Origin of the sequence: Shewanella insulae (genome assembly GCF_009831655.1) — a bacterium.
Lineage (GTDB): Bacteria > Pseudomonadota > Gammaproteobacteria > Enterobacterales > Shewanellaceae > Shewanella > Shewanella insulae.
In genome coordinates, this window is record NZ_WRPA01000011.1 from 133475 (window position 1) to 154651 (window position 21177).

Consider the following 21177-nt stretch of genomic DNA (forward strand, 5'->3'; position numbering starts at 1 on the left):
TAAGTCTCAAATTCGTCGCGTTTGAAGTCCTTACCCGCCCTCAAACCCACGCACTTTTTACCAGGTTGGAGTATTTCTTGAGCGTTTCCTCGCTGCCACAGGCCATACAATCCTTATCCCGCAAACTCGAAAAACTCGACATACACCCCCATGGTGAGCCGATCATTCAGTTGTCGGTGACGGCCTGTGTTATGCCGATGATCGCCTGGCTCGCCAGCCAACCTTGCTACCCCAGGATCTATTGGCATGGCCGCGACACCCAGGAAGAGGTCGCCGCCCTGGGTTGCTGTAAAGATTTCATCTTCGAAGACGCGGTGGATGACAACCAACTTTCTCAGGCTTATCAGACGCAGAGAGCCTTATCCACCAATCAGGAGATACGCTACTACGGTGGCGTCGCCTTCGATCGTCATACCGAGTGTTGGCCCGAATATGGCCGCGCCCACTTCATCCTGCCCAGACTCGAGCTGAGACGTAGCGGCGATGAGTACAAGCTGCTGGTCAACCTCAATGTCGAATCCGGCGATATCGAACAGGAGCGGAACCTGGCGCTGCAGGCGCTCGCCGCCCTAGTGCCGCCCAAGCCATTAGCACCGCCGAACAAGATACAACTGCTGAGTCGCAGCGATCGTCCCAACAAACTGCGCTGGCACGAACTGGTCAATCAGGTCACCCAGGACAGGTTTATCCAGGACACGCCTAAGGTGGTGCTGTCGCGTCTGACCCAGCTTGAGGTGAACGAGAAGGTCGACCCCTGGATGCTGCTTGCCAGCTGGCAGGGGCGCAACCAGAACAGTTTTCAGTTTGGCTTTCAGTTCAGCCCGGAGAGTGCCTTTATCTCCTGCACGCCGGAGCGTCTCTACCGGCGCCGCCAGCGCGAGGTGTTTACCGAGGCCTTAGCGGGCACTACCACACGTGGGCTCAACGAGGCCGAAGATGCCCTGCTGGCGCAACAGCTGCTGGACGACACCAAGAACAGCCATGAAAACCAGCTGGTGCGTGAACATATCGTCGATGCCCTGACGCCATTGAGCAATTATGTGGGCGCCGATGAGCTGGCCAAGGTGTTTAAGCTGAGCCATATTCAGCACCTGCACAGGGCCATTCGCGCCGAACTCAAGCCCGGTGTAAACGATTTTCAGATCCTCCAGGCCCTGCATCCCACCCCTGCCGTGGGTGGTCTGCCCAAGGCCTCGGCCATCAACTTTATTCGCCAGCGCGAAGGCTACACCCGTGGCTGGTATGCCGGTGCCTGTGGCTATTTCAACAAGTATGAGAGTGAGTTTGCGGTGGCGATTCGCAGCGCACTGCTCGAGCCCGGACGCATCAATCTATTTGCCGGCGCGGGGATCGTCTCAGGCTCAGAGGCCGAGGCGGAATGGCACGAACTGGAGAACAAGCTCAAGACCATAATGTCGATCCTGACCGAGGTCTAGGTTAGTTAGCTGTCGGCACCCGGGCGCGATAACTGATGTTGGCCCGAAACAGACGATCCAGCTCGCCACTCTCGGCCATGCGCGCCATAGCACGGTTAAAGATCGCCTTCAGACGCTTGCCCTTCTGTGTCTGAGGGAATACGAAGAACACCTCTGGATTCAACACATTTTCCTTGATCACATATTGCTGAGGTCGGTTTAACTGACTGGCAAGCCCCGCCAGGGAACGCTTGTAATCGAGCACTGCGTCTATCTTGCCGTTATTGACATGGTTAAGCATCTGCAGCAGGTCGCTGCCTTCCTCGTAATACATAGGCACCTTGATAAAGGTATCGTAGCGATACTCCAGCAGCGCCTTCACCTTCTTCTTCTTCAGGCTATTGATATCCTGCCAGATGGCGGCCAGCTCGGGCGTGAGCGCGACATCCACCTGATCAACCTCTACGGGGATATCGCAGTAGTAATCGGCTTCGACTTCATCGATATAGAAGCCCAGCCCTACATCCACCTTCTTCTGCTTCACCATATAAAGGGCGCGGGAGAAAGGCACGAAATCTATCGAGAGTTTCCACTTGGAGACAGGAAAGGCGCTTTGCAAGAGCGCGAGGTAATACCCCTTGCCGTCGGGCGTGCTGAAACCGGGCCAGTTACCTGTTGCCACAGTGATCTCTTCCGCCTCCTCGGACACGGCAGCCCAAGGCGTACCCAGTAACATGCAGGCGCACAAGATGACCATAAGATAACGCCAGGATCTCATCACACCTCCCCGAAAACATGGTGGTTATCAACCAAGTGTAGTCCCTATAATTCACTCCAGCGGGACACAGGCAGAGAAAACGACTTAAAATCCTTGCTCATTGAGTCTTAATGACTATAATTTGCCGCCCTGTCTTCCAGGTCAATCCCTGGCGACGGCTAACCGAGGCATAAGCCTTATCCTATTTCCAAGCGGGTTCCCTCACCCCGCGTTAACCCACTAAAAAGGCCACAAGATGTTAATGTTATCCCCAGCGCAGATTCAGCGTGCGCTCCTGCTGCTCGTCAGCTTTCATATTGCCATTATCACCGCAAGTAACTACTTGGTTCAGCTACCCTTCCAGCTATTTGGTTTTCATACCACATGGGGCGCCTTTAGCTTTCCCTTCGTCTATCTGGCCACAGATCTGACGGTGAGGATCTTCGGCCAACAGGCGGCGCGTAAGATCATCCTCAGGGCCATGTTACCCGCGCTGCTGATCTCCTATCTGATCGGCGTGCTCTTCCACCAGGGCAGCTTCAAGGGTGGCGACGCCTTAGCGCAGTTCAACAGCTTCGTGTTTCGCATCGCCTTCGCCAGCTTCGCCGCCTATCTGGTGGGCCAGTTGATGGATATTACCGTGTTCGCCCGCCTAAGACAGGCCAAGGCCTGGTGGGTAGCACCGGCCGCCTCGACTGTGGTGGGTAACCTGATCGATACCCTGGTGTTCTTCAGCGTCGCCTTCTACGCCTCTAGCGATCCCTTCATGGCCGAGCACTGGATGGAAATCGCCAGCGTCGACTATGGCTTCAAGTTAATCGTCAGTCTGGGGCTCTTTCTGCCCGCCTATGGCGTATTGCTCAGGGTGCTACAGGAGCGAATTTTGCGAGAAGGCCAGACAAAATCGCAGACCAAACTGGCCTGACCAGTTGATTTGTACTATCATCGCGGCACTCAATTTTTCACCAGTGCCGCGATGGTAGCGAGCAAGTTTGGAGAGCCAAGATGTACACCACAAGTATCGAGCATCACACCCACCTGAGCGATGAGCTCATCGACACCCTCATCGGCCTAAGCCAAGAGGTGCCGGAATTTGACGGCCGTCATCAGGCTGAAGACTATCGTACTCGCCTAAACGGCAAGTCGTTTCTGGTGCAGCTGATCCGCATCGAGGGCGAGCTGGCGGGCTATAAGATAGGTTATGGCGAGACCAATGGTGAATTTTACAGCTGGCTGGGTGCCATATTGCCTGAGTTCCGTCAGCTTGGGCTGGCCAAGGCCTTGATGCAAGATCAGGAGCGCTGGGCCAAGGCACAGGGCTTCAACAGCCTGGCCGTGAAGACCTATAACCGCTTCGCCAGCATGTTACAGCTGCTGATTCAGCAGGGTTACAAGATAGCCGGCTTAGAGAATACCGCAGAAAATATCGATGATAACAAATTGGTTTTAAACAAGTTATTAAGCTAAACCCTGTTGATCGTGAATCTTTACACGATAAAAGCTTGCAAACCTAAATGATAATTATTACTATTTGGGTGCGTTCCAAAACTCAGTCTGTTTTAAGCACTTCATCTCTGCTTACTATGATGAGTTTGCAAGCACAACATTGCTCACACACACTCTTTGTGGCCGGAATATTAGTATTCCGGCTCTTTTTTTATCTGGCACCAGAGCAAGCCCAAGCTTCCCCTTCAGGGAAGCTCAAACTAACCCTTAGGCCTCTCGCGCCTTCTTATCCAGGGCACTGGAGAAGTGTAGCCCCTCGTACGGCGGATTGAACTGATCGTCTATCGCCTTATGATACAGGCCTATGGTGAACAGGGTTCCCTTACCGACCGTTGAGCTGACCTCTATGGTACCGCCGATCCGCTTGATGATGCCGTAGCTCAGCGACAGCCCAAGCCCCGTACCATCCTGACGTGTGGTATAGAAAGGATCGAAGATGCGCCCCAGCTGTTCCTCGGGGATCCCCTTACCCTCATCTTCCACCTCTATCTTGACCCCTATGGGCTCGCCGCCTTGCACCCAGTCATAGGTACGGATCCAGATGCGTCCCTGTCCATCCATGGCATGGGCGGCATTGACCACCAGGTTGATTAGCACCTGCAGCAGCTGAGGACGATTGACCTCGATAGGATAACTGGCGTTAAGATCCTGGATCAGTACCACCTCCTGCTTCTTGATGGAATGGCGCACCAAGATGGCCATCTCCTCGACGATAGGCGTTAGCTGATGCATCTCCAGTGGCGCGTTAAACTCACCGGGACGACTGTATTGCAGCAGGCTGCGAATGATGGTGCTGATGCGACCCACCTGCTCGATGACGATGTCGATCTCCTCCTCGACATCCTCGGCCTTGTCGCCTAACTCAAACTTGAGCAGCTCCATGTTACCCAGTATCACCGCCGTCGGATTGTTGATCTCATGGGCGATACCCGCCGTTAGCTCACCCAAGGCGGTCAGTTTCTCGTTGGTCACCAGCTGCTGACGAGTCTCGTTGAGCAGGGCCACGTTACGCTGTAGCTCCTCCGTCTTCTCCTGCAGGCTACGGGTGCGCTCCTCAACCTTGACCTCTAGCTGCTCGGCTGCGGCCTGGATCTGCGAGTTGCGTCGCTGCAACAGATCCAGCATACGGTCGAACTGCTCTGCCAGATTCGCCAGCTCGTTGTCGCGCTCCAGTCCAAGAGAACCGATACGCAGGTTACGACCCGACTGCACCGCCTTGACCACATGGTGAATGCGCTCGATCGGCTGCAACAGGCTATAGGCACCCCGGTAAACCAGCAGGCCAGAGACCAACAGCACCAGCATGAGGATAGTGCCCAGCTCTATGATGTTCAGCAGGTAGTTGTGGATGAAGGGGGACTCGGAAAATCCCGTGTAGATCATACCTATACGCTCGCCGCGAATATCTTTCAGCGGGGCATAGGCCGAGATAAACCAGTCGTTATACACGAAGGCGCGGTCGACCCAGAGCAGCCCCTGTACCAGTACCTTCTGCCGCACCTCCTCCGACACCAGACTACCCAGCGCGCGGCCGCGCTTCTCGCTGTCCTGGGGGAAGAAGTTCAGCGGTACGTTAGTGCTGATGCGAGTGTTATCGAGGAAGATAGTTACCGTGCCTATGGAACGCTCTGGCAGGGTGCCCTTGTCGTAAACCAGGTCACGAATATGGTCTACGATACGAATGTCGCGATTAAGCAAGATACCGCCATCCAGATACCAGCCCACGGAGCCGTCGCTGCCCAGAATAGGCAGCAGGCTGCGGCTAAGCATGCCCCGCTTCTCCACATCCTTGTTCGGTTTCTGGGATCTTGGGGTATCCACCAGGGTGATCACCGCCTCCTGCTCCAGGTTGGGCGCCAAACGGGCCAGACGCTGGGGCTGCAACACCATCAGGCCGGAGAAGGGCTGATTGTCCTGTATCTTGGGCAACATCACCCTCAAATCTGGGTCCTGGGCCGCCTCGGCAACACTGACCAAGCGCAGAAAATCCAGATCTAGCTCGGCCTGCTTCTGCTTGAGCAGCTCCACCAGCCTGGCCCTGGCGGCCTTGCTGTCTGTCTCTATGTCACGAAACTCGTTTTGAAATTCCCAGGAGGCACGCACCAGCTCGAGCTGGTCTTCCTGCTTCTCCTGCACCGAGATCATTGTGTTACTGGCCACGGTCAGGTCGGCCTTCACCTTCATGAAGAGCTGCTTGCCCGTGTAGCTGATGTTCCAATAGATGGTGATAAAAACCAGGCTCACCAGGGTCAAAAGGATAGGTAACAGAGTCAGGATCAGGATGCGATAGCGCACCTTAGCCTGTAGTTGCTGCCAATTGACACCAAAAATACGCGAGAAAAAAGACACGATTATTCTTCCTCGAGATGATTGAGCTCAAACCACTCTTTATATTTACGATCCAATGTCTTGCGAGAAACACCAAGATCGCGCGCGGCGGCAGACTTATTCCCCTGATGCTGATCCACCACAGAGGTGACATGGTGTTTCTCCACCTCTTTGAGCGACCAGTCCAGCGGATAACCCAGCTCACCCGTTACCTCAGACTTAGGCTGTTGCTTCCAGTACTCGGCCGGCGGCTTGCCCAGCAAGATGCAGCGTTCAATCATGTTGCGCAGCTCGCGGATGTTACCCGGCCACTCATGCTGCTGCAGTTTAAGCATGTCCTCGTGGCTCCACACCACCTCTTTAACGCCAAGCTCAGCCGCGAGCAAGCGAGTAAAGTGATGGGTCAACTCCACTACATCTTCCGGCCGCTCACGCAGCGGCGGGATCACTATGTCCAGCACGTTGAGTCGATAAAAGAGATCGCGCCTGAAGTTGCCGGCCTCCACCTCGTCCGCTAGCTTGCGGTTGGTGGCCGCCAGCACCCGAACATCGATGTTGATCTCTTTCTCACTGCCCACGGGACGTATGGTGCGCTGTTCCAGCACCCTAAGCAGGGCCGTCTGCATCTTCAGCGGCATCTCGCCTATCTCGTCGAGGAAGATGGTACCGCCCGAGGCGAAGCTAAACAGGCCCTCCCGATTGCCCTTGGCGCCGGTAAAGGAGCCGGCCGCATGACCGAAGAGCTCACTCTCCAGCAGCTCGGGGGCGATGGCACCACAGTTGACGGGCACAAATGGGCCCTGACGACCGCTTAGCAGATGCAGCTGTCTGGCCACCAGCTCTTTACCCGTGCCCGATTCACCTTCGATAAGGATCACCGCATTGGTGGGCGCCACTCGCTCGATCACATGCTTCACCTCCATCATGGCATCGCTGCTGCCTATGATGGTGGAGGATTGGCCGATGGAGACCTCACGACGCAGCATGAGGTTTTCGCGCTTGAGCAGGCGACGTTCGATGCAGCGGTCAACCGCTTTCATCATCTGCTCCAGGTGGAAGGGCTTCATAATAAAGTCGGAGGCGCCGGCACGCAGCGCCTTGATGGCCACGTCCATATCGGCGTAGCCCGTCATGAAGATGATGTCTGAGCGCCGCTCCTGATCGCTCAGCGCCTCGTCCCATTCGATACCGGAACGGCCCGGCAGGCGAATATCGACGATCAACAGATCGAAGTGACAGCGGCTCCTGAGTTGCTCGGCGTCTTCGACACTGCCTGCGGTTTCCACCAGGGCGAACTTCTTCGACAGCGCCTTCTTCAGGAAGCTGCGCATGCCTGGCTCATCGTCGACGATCAGCACAGATACGGCAGAAGGTAGGGGCTTCATCTCTTTATTGGGCTGGCTCATATTGTCTTCTTTTGGACATTTTGACTCATATTCAACAGATTCTAGCATCAAACCTCGGCCAATTGGTCACCCTGAACCAGTAGAATCGCGCTCTGGGACATTATGTCTGGCGATAATTTGCCGAGCTTGCGATCTGCTTCACACTTTGTCGGCAACTTGTGAGCTTTTTTTGCGGATAATAGTTTTGGCATTGATTTTGCTGAAACAGTTTCGTTATTTACACACAATCGGCGTGATGCCGGCAATATCACGCACTCAAGCAGATGCCAAGGAGCAAAAATGCTAAAGCTAAAATCGATACTCAGCCTAGCGATCGTCGCCAGTGCCCTTACGTTAACCTCTGCCCAGGCAGAAGAGGTCATTAAACTGGCCACCACTACCAGCACAGAAAACTCTGGTCTACTCAAGCACCTGCTGCCTAAATTTGAGCAGGAGTCTGGTTATAAGGTGCAGGTTATCGCTACTGGTACGGGTAAGGCCCTCAAGCTGGGCCGTCAGGGCGATGTAGACGTGGTAATGACTCACGCCCCAGCTGCCGAAGCCAAATTCGTTAACGAAGGCTATGGCATGCTGCCACGCGGCATCATGGAAAACGATTTTGTGATCTTGGGCCCGAAAAATGACCCAGCGAAGATCCGTAGCAGTAAGACAGCCGAAGAGGCCTTTGCTAAAATAGCCGACTCAGGCGTGGGCTTCGTCTCTCGTGGTGACAACTCAGGCACCAACATGAAAGAGTTGATCATCTGGAAAGGCGCTAAGGTTGAGCCGAAATTTAACGGCTACCGTGCAGTAGGCCAAGGCATGGGTAAGACGCTGCTGATGGCAAACGAACTACAGGCCTACACACTGTCTGACCGCGGCACATTCGTTGCCTACAAGGCGAAGCTAGATCTAGCGGTTGACTATGATGGCGGTAAAGCACTGGCTAATCCTTATCAAATCATGTTGATCAACCCGAAGAAATACCCAGATCTGAACCACAAAGGTGCTAAGGCCCTGAGTGACTGGCTGATCGGCAACGAAGCCCAAGGCATGATTAACAGCTACACCGTACAGGGTGAGCAACTATTTAAGGCAACATATAGCGAATGAGTGAAGGCTGGTTAGCCCTAATACAGCAGGCGTTGAGCCTGCTGTTTTCATTAGACCCCGATGTTTGGTCTATCGTCAGTGTCTCGTTTGCAGTCTCTTTTGCGGCGCTGGCGATCACCCTAATCCCCTCTATGGTGCTGGGCTTCGTGCTGGCCTTCGCCCGTTTTCCAGGACGTTGGTTTGCCACTAACCTGGTACAGACGACACAATCTATCCCAACAGTAGTGATCGGCCTCTTGGTCTATCTGTTGCTGACCCGCATGGGCCCACTGGGGGATCTAAAATGGCTATTTACTCAGAAAGGCATGATACTGGGACAGATGATGATCTGCGCCCCAGTGTTAATCGCCATGAGTCAGGCCGCCTTTACCAGCGTGGATAAGCGTGCCTGGGAAACCTCTCGCACCCTGGGTGCCTCCTGGCTACGATCCGTCTGGCTGGTGTGCCGGGAGCTCAAGGTGCCCTTGTTGATGGCCATAGTCGCGGCCTTTAGCCGCATCCTCACCGAGGTGGGTTGTTCCATGATGGTGGGCGGCAATATTGCCGGCGTCACCCGTAATATCCCCACCGCCATCGCCCTGGAAACCAGTAAGGGCGACTTCGCCCAGGCTATCGCCCTGGGACTGGTACTGCTTATACTGGCCTTGGTGCTTAACTTCACTCTGGGCACCCTCAGAGGCAGAGCCGAACCGAGGAGCCTATAGTCATGGTCAAGATCATCGCCAACAACATAGAGATGCGCTTCGGCAGCCGCCTGCTGTACCGTTTCGATAGTCTCAGCCTGGCTCAGCACCAGACCATACACCTGCAGGGCGACAACGGCAGCGGCAAGACCACACTGATGAAGATGCTGGCAGGCCTGCAGGCACCAAGCCGTGGCGAAATCCAAACCGAAGGCTTTGCCCCGACACCTTGGTGGCGCCGCAATCCCTTGCTGGGCAAGGCTGTGTATCTGCATCAACACCCCTATCTGTTTGACGGCAGCGTGGCGTACAACCTCAACTATGTGCAGCCGTTTTGCGACATGACGGAGCAGGAGATAGCCTCGCGCACCCAGACGGCGATCGAGATGGCCCAGCTGGGTTCATTACTTAACCAGAGAGCCGCTAGCCTCTCCGGCGGTGAGCGCCAACGCCTGGCCATCGCCCGCGCCTGGATCATGCGCCCACGCCTGCTGATGCTGGATGAGCCCACCTCCAACATGGACAAGCTGTCCCAGCAACTGGTGCTGACCATGGTCAGCCATCTGAAACAACAAGGCACAGGCATGCTGATCAGCAGCCATCAGAGCTGTTCGCTCACAGGCCTGTGCGAGCAGACCTGGCAGATCCAGGAACAAGCTATTCAGGTAAGCCCATCGACCCTAGATGAGCGCCCCTTCACCCCATCACAGCAGGAGCTGAGATATGTCACCGCAAATTGATGCCGTGATCCTTGCCGGTGGCATGGCCAGACGCATGGGCGGCAACGATAAGGGGTTGGTCGAGTTAAACGATCAGCCGATGATAAAACACGCAATCGACCGGATAAAACCTCAGGTTAAGCAGATCCTGATCAACGCAAACCGCAACCAAGATCGCTATGCTGAGTTTGGTTACCCAGTATTGAGCGACGAAGATTCGGGTTATCTTGGGCCGCTGGCCGGCATGATCACCGCCATGGGACAGACCCAGGCCGACTACCTCATGGTGGTGCCCTGTGACTGCCCGCTACTGCCGACAGATCTGGTGCAGCGTATGCTTAAGGCCATTGCAGCCGAAGACGCCGAGATGGCAGTGGCCAGCGACGGCAAGCGGGAGCAACCTGTGGTGTTGCTGATGAAGCCTGAGCTGCGAGAATCGATGAAGGCCTTCTTAGATGCCGGCGAACGTAAGATCGATTTCTGGTATGCCAAACACCACTGTGTCGTATGTGACTTTTCCGATCAGCCCAACGCCTTCGTAAACGTCAACACGCCAGAACAAAAACAACAACTTTCCGAGGCAATTGCCCACTAAAAATAGAGGTGTACATGAGCATACCGTTTAACAATCCACTGCCTATCCCCGTCCTCGGGTTTTGCGCCTACAGTGGCACAGGCAAGACGACCCTGTTGAAGAAGCTGATCCCCGAACTCAATCGTCGAGGCCTGCGGCTAGCCGTTGTCAAACATGCTCATCACAACTTCGATGTGGATATTCCTGGCAAGGACAGCTACGAGATGCGCAAGGCGGGTGCCCGCCAGATGCTGGTCGCCTCACACGTGCGTTGGGCGCTGATGACAGAAGATCCGGTAGAAGAAGCCCCAGAGCTGCCTCACCTGCTGGCCCAAATCGAGGCCGACAAGGTGGATATCGTCCTAGTGGAAGGCTTCAAGAAGCTGGCGCTACCTAAGGTGGAGCTACACCGCGCCGCCCACGGTAAGCCCTTTATCCATACCCATGATGAGCACATTCAGGCCATCGCCTGCTGCGACGATACTCAGCTGCCCTCGGATCTCAGACGCTTAGATATTAACGATGTGGGCCAGATCGCCGACTTCGTCATCGAGTACGCCAATAACTGGCGCCCCTGCACGCCATCGCTCCCCCTCGCCCCCGAATGCGGCTGCGAGCTGGACACCAGCAAGACGCTGTCGGTAAGACAGGGGATAGACAAGATCCTCTCCTACGTCACGCCTGTGTCGGTCACGGAAGAGGTCGCCATAGACGACAGCACAGACAGGGTACTTGCTCAAGATGCCATCTCGCCGGTCGACGTGCCCCAGCACACTAATTCGGCGATGGACGGCTTCGCCTTTGCCTATTCAGACCCCATGTTAGACAGCTATAAGCTTGTAGGCGATGTGATGGCCGGTCATAGCTACCAGGGCACTCTTAATCCCGGTGAGGCGGTGCGCATCATGACGGGGGCCCCCATGCCGGACGGCGCCGATACGGTACAGATGAAGGAGATAGCGGAAGATCGCGGCGACACTGTCAGCTTCCGGGGCAATATCAGCCTGGGGCAACACGTGCGTCAGGCAGGTGAAGACATTGCCAAGGACCACACAGCCCTGAGCGCCGGGCACAGACTCAAGGCGGCCCACCAAGGCATGCTGGCGTCACTGGGCTTCGGCAAACTGCCCGTGTATCGCCGCCCCAAGGTCGCCGTCTTCTCTACCGGCGACGAGGTGTGCCAGCCTGGCGAACCGTTGAAACCCAACTGCATCTACGACTCCAACCGCTTCACCATCAAGTCCATGGTGAAGCAGCTAGGCTGCGAGGTGATCGACCTCGGCATCCTGGAAGATAACGAGGCCGCCCTGGTCGACGCCCTACAAGGCGCGGCGCAGCAGGCCGATGTGGTGATCAGCTCTGGCGGTGTCTCGGTAGGCGATGCCGACTTTATCAAGTTGGCGCTCGCCAAGGTGGGACAGATCAACTTTTGGCGCATCAACATGCGCCCGGGTCGCCCACTGGCCTTCGGTCAGATAGGCGACAGCCTCTTCTTCGGCCTGCCGGGTAACCCGGTAGCCGTAATGGTCTCCTTCATGCAGTTCGTTCAGCCTGCACTGCGCAAGCTAGCGGGCGAACAGGAGTGGACACCGACCTTAGTGCCAGCCATCGCCGACTGCACCCTGCGCAGCCGCACGGGCCGCACCGAATTTACCCGCGGCGTCTATCATCTAGGCTCTGACGGCCGTCTGCATGTCACCAGCACAGGGGCCCAGGGCTCGGGCATGTTGAGCTCCATGGTAAAGGGCAACTGTCTTATCGTGATCGCCGAGAAAGACGAGCAGCTCAACGTGGGTGATACCGTTTATATTCAACCCTTTGCCGATCTCTTATAGTCGACAATGGATTAGCCAGGCGGGCGAGGCGAACTCCCCCGCCGTCGTAGGTGATTCTGTATGAGTTTAATCGTCGATACCTTTGGCCGCACCGTGGAATACCTTCGTCTCTCGGTGACCGACAGATGCGATTTTCGCTGTGTCTACTGTATGAGTGAAGACCCCTGTTTTCTCGACAGAGAGCAGGTACTCAGCCTGGAGGAGCTGGCTTGGATAGGCCAGGCCTTTACCGAGCTAGGGGTCAAGAAGATCCGCCTCACCGGCGGCGAGCCTCTGGTGCGTACCGATTGCGACCAATTGGTCAAGCTGCTGGGGAGGCTGCCCGGCCTCAAAGAGCTGTCCATGACCACCAATGGCTCGCGCCTGAGTAAGTTTGCCGGCAAGATGCATGATGCGGGGCTGAGCCGTCTCAACATCAGCCTGGATACCCTGAAACCCGAGCTATTTACCCAGCTAACCCGCAACGGCAACCTGGAGCGGGTGATCCAAGGAATAGATGCCGCCAAGGCAGCGGGCTTCAGCCGTATCAAGATCAACGCCGTGATCCTGCGTGGTCAGAATGACGACGAGGTGCTGGATCTCATCGAATTTTGCCGCGGGCGCGAACTGGATATCGCCTTCATCGAAGAGATGCCACTAGGGATCATCGACGAGCGCAAGAAGAGCCGCCACTGCAGCAGCGACGAGGTTAAGGCCATCATCACTCAGCGCTATCCCCTGAGTGTCTCCGACAAGCGTACCGGTGGCCCGGCCCGCTACTACACCATGCCCGGCAGCAAGATACATGTGGGCTTCATATCGCCCCACAGCAACAACTTCTGCCACGAATGTAATCGGGTGAGGGTCACTGTGGAGGGACGTTTGCTCCTCTGTCTGGGCAACGAAAACTCGGTGGATCTCAAGGCAATCGTTAGGCAGTATCCCGGCGATATCGAGCGCCTGAAACGGGCGATTCTTGAGGCGATCAAGCTCAAGCCCAAGGAGCATCACTTCAGCCCCGAAGGCGAAACCCAGATCCTGCGTTTCATGAATGCCACCGGCGGCTGATGCCCTGGGCCATTTTCGATGATAGACTCTGACATATCTGATCTTGAATGAGTCTGACTCGAGATGGCCCTGACCCGAAGAAAATGGAATAACATCATCATCTTCGCCTCCATCGCCATGGTGGCGATACTCACCTTCTTGGATCGTGAGCGTCAGGCGATCCCGGAAGATGCCCAGCCCCTCTTCGATCAACAGGCGCCCCTGTTTCAGCTGCAATATGACGATCTCTGGCTCGCCCAGCAGGGCTTCGGTTGGCAATGTGACCCTAAGGTGCTCAACTGTCGCCAGTGGGCCGAGGCCTGGGGTGGCATCCTGGTTTCGCCTATCGCCAAACCCACAGGCATAGCCTCGTCCCCCCACGAGCTGGTGATCCAGATCCGCGACATAGAGACAACCCAGCTCTGGCTTTTCTATCCCGAAGAGGGACTGCTAAGCTCACCGGCCGGTAACTGGTATCGGATCCCGCCAAGTCTGCGTCCGTCATTGCTGCCGATCCTCAGACTCGATAACCCCTAAACCAGCAAAACGAAGAGACACCTATGCCCGAACTCCCCGAAGTCGAAGTGACCCGCCAAGGGATCTCCCCTCATCTGCTCGATCAGCAGGTCACAGGGTTAACCGTGCGCAATGCTTCCCTGCGCTGGCCCGTGCCCGAGGTCGCCCAGCTGATAGTGGGGCAGACTATCAGAGGCGTACGCCGCCGCGCCAAATACCTACTGCTGGATACCGATGCCGGCACCACCATAGTTCACCTGGGCATGTCGGGCAGCCTGAGGATCCTGCCCAAGTCGACGCCGGTAGAGAAGCATGACCATATCGATCTTGAGCTTGCCAGCGGCAAGGTACTCAGGTTTAACGATCCCAGACGCTTCGGCGCCTGGCTCTGGTGCGAGCTACCCGAAGCCGCCCACCCCCTGCTGGCCAAGCTAGGCCCCGAGCCCCTACAATCGGGCTTCAATGTCGACTATTTGACCAAGGCACTGGAAGGTAAGAAGAAGGCAGTCAAACTCTGCCTGATGGACAACCATATCGTGGTGGGCGTAGGGAATATCTATGCCAACGAGGCCCTGTTTGCCGCAGGCATACATCCACAGGCCGAGGCGGGAAGAATAGATAGGGAACGGCTCACCGTGCTGGTTGCCGAGGTCAAACAGATCCTGGCTCAGGCGATCAAACAGGGCGGCACCACACTCAAAGATTTCACCAACGCCGAGGGCAAACCCGGTTATTTTGCCCAGAAGCTGCATGTCTATGGCCGCGGCGGTGAGACCTGCACCCAATGCGGCAACCTGCTGAGCGAGATAAAACTCGGCCAAAGAGCCACCGTCTTCTGCGGTCTGTGCCAGCCACGCTAAGCCCGGCGTGGATAACCCAGCCTGAGCAATTCCTGTTTCCGTAAACGCAAAAAAGGCTGACAAGATGTCAGCCTTTTTCTTTACTTGTTTTCAGTTAAAGCCTTAACTAAACAAGTATTCTAAATATTAGAAGCGATACTCATAGCTGCCGAACAGGGTCGCATTGGTATCCTTGTCATCCTTCTCAAATTCAGACTGAGACACAGTGCCGCCCAGGCTCATCATCCCCTTCCAAACTGGCAAGCGATAGCTAAGCTCCAACATCAGCAGATCTTCCTTTCGCGGCTTGGGAGCCCAACCATTATTGACTGTCTTACCATCCTTGTTCAGTTGAGCGAAACGCAGCAGGGAGGTGAAGCCATGGCTGTTGGCAAACTGACCGATAAGCCCAAGCACATAGACGTTGGCGTCGCTGTCATAGGTGCTGCCGAGCGAGCGACCATAGTAGCGTGAACCACTCTTGTAGGTGCCGTGCTCATAGAAGCAGTTGAAGGCATTCTGATCCTCGCCACAGGCCACCATGGTATCAGAATACTCGAAGAAGAGCTTGTACTGCTGAGAGTCGAACTCGAAACGGGTATCGGCGCCGAACAGCTTGGCGCAGTCGGCCAGATCCCAGGGCATGGGGCCACTCGAGTCTTCACAGGTGCGCTCTAAGTAGAGGCCTACCGGAATGTCGAACCAGGTATCGGCATAACGAATATCGAAGCCTGCCATCTGGTTACCTATCTTAGACTGCAGCGCCGGGTCACAGCTGGCCTCACCGTTTACACAGGTGGTATTACCGGCTATGGCATCAAGCAGGGTCGATAGGCCGCACTCCTCTCCCTCACCACAGAACATGGTGGTCCAGGAGATCCCCATCTCCAGCTGTCTCAACGGGCGTATGGTGCCGCGAAAGTTCCACAGCAGCGGATTGGCGACGGCGCGCTCCTCTTCCAGATAACTGATGCCTGTGGTCAACGTCCAGGGACCGATCCAGGAGAGCCAGGGCGTCTCGAACGCGGCGGCATTATTGCGGCTCAGCATCAGGCTAGGCAAGGGGCGAGCGTTGTTTGAGCGATGCAGCGCGGTATCGAATCCCGGTCCCCACCATTGCTCCACGGCGCCGGCGGTGACCATCCAGTTACCCAGGGCGACTGCAAAGTAGGAGTCATCCAGGCGCACCTCTTTCTCATCCATGGGGTCGTAGTGGGCCGATGCCGCGACTTTGAAGGCAAACCTGTCACCCATATACTCGTGGGACGCCTTCACCTCAGCCTTCTCGCGATAGTCAGAACCAAAGTGCTGGAATCGGGCTGGATCGCTGCCGCCAGCCGCCTTGATGCGGCTGTTACCACGATTCTCGACCGCATTACGGTAGTAGAAGTTCACCCGGGCAAACGCCGTGGCGAGACCTGGCGAAAGCACTGAGGGCTCCACCTTGCTCAGATCACTGCCTATGCCCGACCACATCAGTGGATAGGTATTGACGGGCACAGTGATCACCCCAGCATCGGCGAGGGCCTGAATATCGGCTCTGAGATAGATATCGGAAACATCGACCCAGGGGGCCGCATGAGCTAAGGAGGTGATCATCAGGCCTAAAGCCGCGACGCCTCCAACAACATAAGCGCGAATTTTTTCCATCATAATGGGCAAACTAATCCTTTTTCTGCAGCGCATTGGCTACTTCTTCATGCACAAATTGGCTGACATCACCACCATGTAATGCCACCTCTTTCACCAGGGTCGAAGAGATAAACGAATTCTCCTCGGCCGGGGTTAAAAATACGCTCTCCAGATCGGCGCTCAGGCGCCTGTTCATATTGGCGAGCTGAAACTCGTATTCAAAATCTGATACCGCCCGCAGGCCACGCACCAGGACGCTGGCATTCTGCTCCTTGGCAAAGTCCACCAACAGACCGCTAAAGCCAACCACCTCGACGTTGTCCAGGTGCTCAGTCACCCTTTTGACCAACTTTACCCGCTCCTCCAGGCTGAATCGCGGCTGCTTTGAAGGGTTGGCAGCTATACCTATCACCACCTGCTTGAACAATTTCGCCGCACGTTCGATAAGGTCGGTATGACCGTTAGTGACGGGGTCGAATGTTCCGGGATAAATCGCTTTCGTGTGCATGGCTCTCAGCCCTTACTTTGGCTTGGTATAAGTTGATGGCGGAATTGCGCCTAGTTTAACGAGTTTCCCACTCGGATTGAACCACCGGCATCGAATTGTTTATTGGCGAAAAAATCGCTAGAAGCTACAGTTTGTATCAATAGTGTAAAAATGCCATGGAAGAATGTTTGGTAAATAGTCGCCGATGCTAAGATAGGCAGAATGAAGCGTCATTAATGCACGCTCGCATTAAGCATTCGGTCATAGGCGATCCGCCTAAAACAGCCTCCATAAAATAAATTTCCTATGATAAAACGCATACTAGTCATTCGTAATGATAAAATTGGCGATTTCGTCAACACCTGGCCCGCGCTCTACGAGCTAAAAATGGCACAGCCCAATGCCAGCATAGAGGTCTTCGTCGCTCCTGTATTAGAAGAGTTCGCCAAAATCTGCCCCTTCGTCGATCATGTCATCTTCGACAATGGTGACGACCCGGCGATCCGGCAGGCATTTGCCAGCAGACAGTACGACGCTGTTATCGTGTCACGCTCACAGATCCGTACCTACCGACTGGTTCGCCAGCTGGATATTCCCTACAAGCTAGCCCCTAAGCTCAATTGGTACCAGTATCTGTATCGACACAGAGCCAGTATAGAGGTGCCTAAGGGGCTGGGCGGCTGGCGTAAGAGCTGTATGTTGGTAGAGCACTTCTTGAACGACCATGGCATTCCAGTACCTCCACTGCCGACCCAATACTGGGATCTCTCCCACGAGCGGCGCAAATGGCAGGATCACTATGGTCAACAAGGTGAGGAGCGACTGATCTTCGCCCATCCGGGAACGGGTGGCTCAGCCACCAGCATCTCGCCCAGGGATTTTGCCAACCTGCTGATACAGGTAGACAGGCAGACCGACATAGCCTGCAAGTTTGTATTGACCTACAGCGGCCAGGAGATATCACTGGCACAGCAGATGTATGATCTTCTGATTGCTCAAGGGATAAATGTTGTCATGGCCAAACCGCTCAGCAACCTCGCCGATTTTGCCAGGTCACTGGTGGCCGCCGACATGTTTATGGCCGGCTCAACGGGGCCCCTGCATATCGCCGGATTACACAATATCCCCACAGTGGGTTTCTATGCGGGCAGACGCTCAGCCCCCAAGGTGCGCTGGCAGACTCTGACCCAGAGCGATAAGCGTCTGGCATTTACCCCGCCCATAGGCAAGAAGACGGGCAGGAATATGGCGCTCATAGACTTCGATCTGGCCAGCAAGGAGATCGCCAGCTTTCTTAATACCCAGTATGCGTGGCAGCAGGCTGTCGGTTAAGCTAGCAGAGTGGTAACAGGTTATTAGTCTACCAAAGCCATGCCTAAGTCTAGGTAAGACATATGTATCCCTAGGTGATCAAAAAGCCCCAGTAATTTGACTGGGGCTTTGATTATTTAATTTCCCTTACCACCTCAATCAGTTGAGTGGTCGAAATTGCCGGAGTCCGCGGCAGATAGACCACTTGGCACAAGGGCTTTAAATGGTCGAATTTGCCTTGCCAGTCATCCCCCATCACCAGGATATCGGCCTTATGCGCCTGAATATATTCCGCCTTTAACTCCAGCGACTCCTCCAGAAACACTTCATCGACGCAGGCTAGCGCCTTGACGATACGCATTCTGTCGCGTTCGTTACAGATAGGGTAGCGCTGTTTCTTGGAGAAATTCAGCGCATCCGATGAGACGCCTACCGTCAGGTGCTGCCCTAACTCTCTGGCGCGCTCGATAATGTTGAGATGTCCGATATGAAACATATCGAAGGTCCCGAAAGTAATAATTCTCATGAAGCCTCTTCGGACAAAAGGTAATCGACGATGCGCTGACTAGAGTGGCCATCAACCCGACCGGCCAACTCTAAGGTATACTGCGCTCGCTTGGCGGCATATGACTCGGGCTGGGCTATCTGTTGATCCACCACGACTTTGAGCTCCTTGTACGACGCCGCGTGAGCGGCCACACCGGCATAGCGGTAGAGATCTTCATCCATGCGATTCTTGAAACGGAAACTTAAGATGCCGCGATAACTCCAGCGCAGGTGATAGAAATCACACCAGACTACTGGCTTATCCAGGGCCGCAAACTCAAATAAAGCCGATGAGGCGTCGCTGATCAAGAGATCGGCACTGGCCATGAAAGGCAAAAGGTTTGCCTGCTCCACAGGGGCCAAATAGACATTGTCAAAAGATCCCCAATGCTCCAGCAGTCGCTTCTGCTTGTTATAGCTGGGCTTGCTCAAGGAAAAATAATGCGGCTTTAGCAATATGTTGTATTCGCTAAAGGCGCTTGGCCAATCTTTAGCCATCTTCTCAATACTGCTGGGATAGAAGGTGGGGGCATAGAGCAAGGTCGGCTTAGCAGGATCTAAACCTAGTGACGCCAGATCCAACCCGGCCTCGCTGCCCTGCACGATAGGATCCAGCTTGGCATAGCCGGTATCGATAAAGGTCTTATGGGGATAGAGCTGTTGCAGGCGCTTGAGGCGGTATTCCCCCTCGACGAAACGCACATCCATATCCGATTCAGACACAGTATAATAACAGGCCTTAGGGCCTATACCATGCTGCATCAGAGCTGTCTTACAGATCCCCTTGAGCTTGGCCGCCGCTTCGAAGCTGTTGCCAAATATAACCCAGCTGGGTTTCTCCTTCAGGTAATAGGCGAGCGCCTCCTCCTGAGAGTCGACCCAATGGGTCTCCAGACCATTCTGCGCCACCAGGGCGTCGAGCGCCGCCTGTTGATCCTGACTGCGATAGATCACGAAACGCACCACCTGCCCCCGAGCCTGCAGCTCCTGCATGACGGGCAAATATTGCGGCAAATAGTATGGATGCAGAACATCAAAACAGATCACAATCAATCTTCTCGCTGGTTATCGAAACCTTTGACCCGGCGCGAGGGGCAGCAGATCGCCGCCAAGCACTCACCCTAGCCTCAGTCTATCAATGGGCATACTGGCGCAGATTGTAACACATTCCATTAATACTACAGCCAATTTGTCACCTCGCCAGGCGAAAGCCTGACCAGTGAGCCCGGCGCAGTTGGCGCCGAGTCACAAATGAGCAAACTCATAGTCCCGAGTCACTGGCAAATAGCCATTGGCCAAGGTTTTCTCTGTCATCAAAGCCATGTATCCTTAAGCCACTTTAATTTTATCGGCTAGGGCACAATGTCTCTTATTCCAAGTGAACGATTAGCACAGGCAAAACGCCTCCTCTTTGTTTCCCCTTTGGCACTGGGCGATTTTCTCTATATCAAGACCTTTCTGGCCGCGCTCAAACAGCAGCATCCAACTCTAGAGGTGGATATCTGGCTCGACGATAATCGCAACAATCAGGACGGCTGGCGCCTTTCTCGCAGCAAGATCATGCAGCAGTGGATCGCCGCCGAACCCGCCTTCAGCCGCAGCTATGGCTGCAGCGACAGCAAGGCGATGCAGGACAGACAGGTCGAGGCCGCCAAGGCCCTGAATTATGACTTGGTGATCACTCACTCCGGCAGCAAGAGCGAGCAATTCTCAGCCCTGGCCAGACGCATCAGCCCCAAGGGTTTTATCGTTACCAGCCTGGCCAAGTCCAAATTTGGCGGGCTGCTCGACTCTTGGTTTTTCCGTCACAGCGACAAGACCTTTAAGATAGATGTAGCGGCCCTCGGCGAGCAGCACCATATTACCGATCGCTACTATCAGTTGCTGCACAGAATTGCCGGGCTGACACTGGAGGAGTCGGCCTTCATGCCGTCGCTGACCATTGCCCCAGAGGTTTCCGAGACGGCGAAGGCCTGGCTAAACAAGAAGTTTCCCGGTCAGGCTCAGGGCAGGCTCTATTTTCTGAACCATCTGTCGACCAATAAGAAGCGCGACTGGCATCAGTCTCAGCTATTCGAGTTGATCGCCCGTCTCACCGAGCTGGCACCAGACAGCCGCTTCATCATCAACAGCACCCCGGAAAACTTTAGCGCCCTCGAGCAGGCCATCACCGATGAGCCCAGGCTGGCAAACAGCCAGGTCGCGGTCTTTACCGTGCAAGACAATTTCTTCGAGCTGCCGGCCATGATCGCCGCCGCCGATATGGTGATCACGGTCGAGACCGCCATCATGCACTTTGCCACCGCCAGTCAGCGTCCACTGATCGCCATGATGCGGCAGAAGAAGCCCTACTGGGCGCCGCCGGAAACCGCCAGTTCCAAGGTGCTATACGCCTCGACCGGCAAGGGCTATGTCAGCGATATCGGCGTCGACGAGGTGACGTCCACCCTTGCCCAGATGTCCGAGAACGAGAAGCCAGCCACCCATTCACAGTTAAGTTCATAA

The 21177-nt window shown here is 55.3% G+C and carries 20 protein-coding genes; 13 read left to right on the forward strand and 7 right to left on the reverse strand.

Annotated elements, in window-relative coordinates:
* Window positions 1-77: 77 nt before the first annotated feature.
* Window positions 78-1436: an isochorismate synthase gene (locus GNT65_RS13150; RefSeq protein WP_160796915.1), complete on the forward strand. Its 1359-nt coding sequence runs from the start codon at window positions 78-80 to the stop codon at window positions 1434-1436.
* Window position 1437: 1 nt separating this feature from the next.
* Here GNT65_RS13150 and GNT65_RS13155 read toward each other — a convergent pair whose 3' ends face one another.
* Window positions 1438-2193, reverse strand: coding sequence for a substrate-binding periplasmic protein (locus GNT65_RS13155; RefSeq protein ID WP_160796917.1), 756 nt, complete (start codon window positions 2191-2193; stop codon window positions 1438-1440).
* A 235-nt stretch (window positions 2194-2428) separates the two neighbouring features.
* Between GNT65_RS13155 and GNT65_RS13160 the strand changes: the two genes are divergently transcribed.
* Together GNT65_RS13160 and GNT65_RS13165 are read left to right on the forward strand one after the other, a co-directional pair.
* Complete coding sequence (locus GNT65_RS13160) at window positions 2429-3097, forward strand: 7-cyano-7-deazaguanine/7-aminomethyl-7-deazaguanine transporter (protein ID WP_160796919.1); 669 nt, start codon at window positions 2429-2431, stop codon at window positions 3095-3097.
* Between the two features lie 80 nt (window positions 3098-3177).
* Complete coding sequence (locus GNT65_RS13165) at window positions 3178-3639, forward strand: GNAT family N-acetyltransferase (protein WP_160796921.1); 462 nt, start codon at window positions 3178-3180, stop codon at window positions 3637-3639.
* Between the two features lie 246 nt (window positions 3640-3885).
* Here the strand turns inward: GNT65_RS13165 and GNT65_RS13170 are convergent, their stop codons facing one another.
* Both GNT65_RS13170 and GNT65_RS13175 read right to left on the reverse strand, forming a co-directional pair.
* Window positions 3886-6027: a sensor histidine kinase gene (locus GNT65_RS13170; RefSeq protein ID WP_160796922.1), complete on the reverse strand. Its 2142-nt coding sequence runs from the start codon at window positions 6025-6027 to the stop codon at window positions 3886-3888.
* A 2-nt stretch (window positions 6028-6029) separates the two neighbouring features.
* Window positions 6030-7460 carry a sigma-54-dependent transcriptional regulator gene (locus GNT65_RS13175; protein WP_160796924.1) on the reverse strand — a complete coding sequence of 477 codons (1431 nt, stop codon included), beginning with the start codon at window positions 7458-7460 and terminating at the stop codon, window positions 6030-6032.
* A 231-nt stretch (window positions 7461-7691) separates the two neighbouring features.
* On the opposite strand from GNT65_RS13175, the gene GNT65_RS13180 reads away from it, so the two are divergent.
* From GNT65_RS13180 to mutM, 8 genes are all read left to right on the forward strand, one after another.
* Complete coding sequence (locus GNT65_RS13180) at window positions 7692-8504, forward strand: ABC transporter substrate-binding protein (protein WP_160796926.1); 813 nt, start codon at window positions 7692-7694, stop codon at window positions 8502-8504.
* Entirely contained in the window at window positions 8501-9208 is a 708-nt protein-coding gene (locus GNT65_RS13185; RefSeq protein WP_160796928.1) for an ABC transporter permease, read from the forward strand. The genes GNT65_RS13180 and GNT65_RS13185 overlap by 4 nt, the downstream gene beginning before the upstream one ends.
* A complete protein-coding gene (locus GNT65_RS13190; RefSeq protein ID WP_160797016.1) occupies window positions 9205-9927 on the forward strand; it encodes an ATP-binding cassette domain-containing protein in 723 nt (240 codons plus the stop codon). The genes GNT65_RS13185 and GNT65_RS13190 overlap by 4 nt, the downstream gene beginning before the upstream one ends.
* Window positions 9911-10501 carry a molybdenum cofactor guanylyltransferase MobA gene (gene mobA / locus GNT65_RS13195; RefSeq protein WP_160796930.1) on the forward strand — a complete coding sequence of 197 codons (591 nt, stop codon included), beginning with the start codon at window positions 9911-9913 and terminating at the stop codon, window positions 10499-10501. Before GNT65_RS13190 ends, mobA begins: the two co-directional genes overlap by 17 nt.
* Before the next feature lie 14 nt (window positions 10502-10515).
* Window positions 10516-12315, forward strand: a complete 1800-nt coding sequence (locus GNT65_RS13200; RefSeq protein WP_160796932.1) for a bifunctional molybdopterin-guanine dinucleotide biosynthesis adaptor protein MobB/molybdopterin molybdotransferase MoeA — start codon at window positions 10516-10518, stop codon at window positions 12313-12315.
* A 60-nt stretch (window positions 12316-12375) separates the two neighbouring features.
* A complete protein-coding gene (gene moaA, locus GNT65_RS13205; protein WP_160796934.1) occupies window positions 12376-13362 on the forward strand; it encodes a GTP 3',8-cyclase MoaA in 987 nt (328 codons plus the stop codon).
* 63 nt (window positions 13363-13425) lie between these two features.
* Window positions 13426-13878 (forward strand): hypothetical protein, encoded by a 453-nt coding sequence (locus GNT65_RS13210; protein WP_160796936.1) that lies wholly within the window; start codon window positions 13426-13428, stop codon window positions 13876-13878.
* Window positions 13879-13901: 23 nt separating this feature from the next.
* Window positions 13902-14717 carry a bifunctional DNA-formamidopyrimidine glycosylase/DNA-(apurinic or apyrimidinic site) lyase gene (gene mutM, locus GNT65_RS13215; protein WP_160796938.1) on the forward strand — a complete coding sequence of 272 codons (816 nt, stop codon included), beginning with the start codon at window positions 13902-13904 and terminating at the stop codon, window positions 14715-14717.
* 126 nt (window positions 14718-14843) lie between these two features.
* Here mutM and GNT65_RS13220 read toward each other — a convergent pair whose 3' ends face one another.
* Both GNT65_RS13220 and coaD read right to left on the reverse strand, forming a co-directional pair.
* Window positions 14844-16349 (reverse strand): capsule assembly Wzi family protein, encoded by a 1506-nt coding sequence (locus tag GNT65_RS13220; protein WP_160796940.1) that lies wholly within the window; start codon window positions 16347-16349, stop codon window positions 14844-14846.
* Window positions 16350-16359: 10 nt separating this feature from the next.
* Window positions 16360-16836, reverse strand: coding sequence for a pantetheine-phosphate adenylyltransferase (gene coaD, locus GNT65_RS13225; protein ID WP_160796942.1), 477 nt, complete (start codon window positions 16834-16836; stop codon window positions 16360-16362).
* Window positions 16837-17121: 285 nt separating this feature from the next.
* Between coaD and GNT65_RS13230 the strand changes: the two genes are divergently transcribed.
* Window positions 17122-18147, forward strand: a complete 1026-nt coding sequence (locus GNT65_RS13230) for a glycosyltransferase family 9 protein (RefSeq protein ID WP_160796943.1) — start codon at window positions 17122-17124, stop codon at window positions 18145-18147.
* Between the two features lie 112 nt (window positions 18148-18259).
* On the opposite strand, the gene GNT65_RS13235 is transcribed toward GNT65_RS13230, so the two are convergent.
* Together GNT65_RS13235 and GNT65_RS13240 are read right to left on the reverse strand one after the other, a co-directional pair.
* A complete protein-coding gene (locus GNT65_RS13235; protein WP_160796944.1) occupies window positions 18260-18652 on the reverse strand; it encodes an FAD synthase family protein in 393 nt (130 codons plus the stop codon).
* Complete coding sequence (locus tag GNT65_RS13240) at window positions 18649-19719, reverse strand: CDP-glycerol glycerophosphotransferase family protein (RefSeq protein WP_338091779.1); 1071 nt, start codon at window positions 19717-19719, stop codon at window positions 18649-18651. The genes GNT65_RS13235 and GNT65_RS13240 overlap by 4 nt, the downstream gene beginning before the upstream one ends.
* Before the next feature lie 315 nt (window positions 19720-20034).
* On the opposite strand from GNT65_RS13240, the gene GNT65_RS13245 reads away from it, so the two are divergent.
* Window positions 20035-21177, forward strand: coding sequence for a glycosyltransferase family 9 protein (locus tag GNT65_RS13245; RefSeq protein WP_160796946.1), 1143 nt, complete (start codon window positions 20035-20037; stop codon window positions 21175-21177).

Bases quoted from the DNA above. Each gene is read 5' to 3' on its own strand.
- GNT65_RS13185 (WP_160796928.1), top strand. From the start codon at position 8,501: ATGAGTGAAGGCTGGTTAGCCCTAATACAGCAGGCGTTGAGCCTGCTG.
- GNT65_RS13155 (WP_160796917.1), bottom strand. From the start codon at position 2,193: ATGAGATCCTGGCGTTATCTTATGGTCATCTTGTGCGCCTGCATGTTA.
- GNT65_RS13220 (WP_160796940.1), bottom strand. From the start codon at position 16,349: ATGATGGAAAAAATTCGCGCTTATGTTGTTGGAGGCGTCGCGGCTTTA.
- GNT65_RS13210 (WP_160796936.1), top strand. From the start codon at position 13,426: ATGGCCCTGACCCGAAGAAAATGGAATAACATCATCATCTTCGCCTCC.
- mutM (WP_160796938.1), top strand. From the start codon at position 13,902: ATGCCCGAACTCCCCGAAGTCGAAGTGACCCGCCAAGGGATCTCCCCT.
- GNT65_RS13230 (WP_160796943.1), top strand. From the start codon at position 17,122: ATGATAAAACGCATACTAGTCATTCGTAATGATAAAATTGGCGATTTC.
- coaD (WP_160796942.1), bottom strand. From the start codon at position 16,836: ATGCACACGAAAGCGATTTATCCCGGAACATTCGACCCCGTCACTAAC.
- GNT65_RS13180 (WP_160796926.1), top strand. From the start codon at position 7,692: ATGCTAAAGCTAAAATCGATACTCAGCCTAGCGATCGTCGCCAGTGCC.
- GNT65_RS13160 (WP_160796919.1), top strand. From the start codon at position 2,429: ATGTTAATGTTATCCCCAGCGCAGATTCAGCGTGCGCTCCTGCTGCTC.
- GNT65_RS13245 (WP_160796946.1), top strand. From the start codon at position 20,035: ATGTCTCTTATTCCAAGTGAACGATTAGCACAGGCAAAACGCCTCCTC.
- GNT65_RS13200 (WP_160796932.1), top strand. From the start codon at position 10,516: ATGAGCATACCGTTTAACAATCCACTGCCTATCCCCGTCCTCGGGTTT.
- GNT65_RS13235 (WP_160796944.1), bottom strand. From the start codon at position 18,652: ATGAGAATTATTACTTTCGGGACCTTCGATATGTTTCATATCGGACAT.
- moaA (WP_160796934.1), top strand. From the start codon at position 12,376: ATGAGTTTAATCGTCGATACCTTTGGCCGCACCGTGGAATACCTTCGT.
- GNT65_RS13175 (WP_160796924.1), bottom strand. From the start codon at position 7,460: ATGCTAGAATCTGTTGAATATGAGTCAAAATGTCCAAAAGAAGACAAT.
- mobA (WP_160796930.1), top strand. From the start codon at position 9,911: ATGTCACCGCAAATTGATGCCGTGATCCTTGCCGGTGGCATGGCCAGA.
- GNT65_RS13165 (WP_160796921.1), top strand. From the start codon at position 3,178: ATGTACACCACAAGTATCGAGCATCACACCCACCTGAGCGATGAGCTC.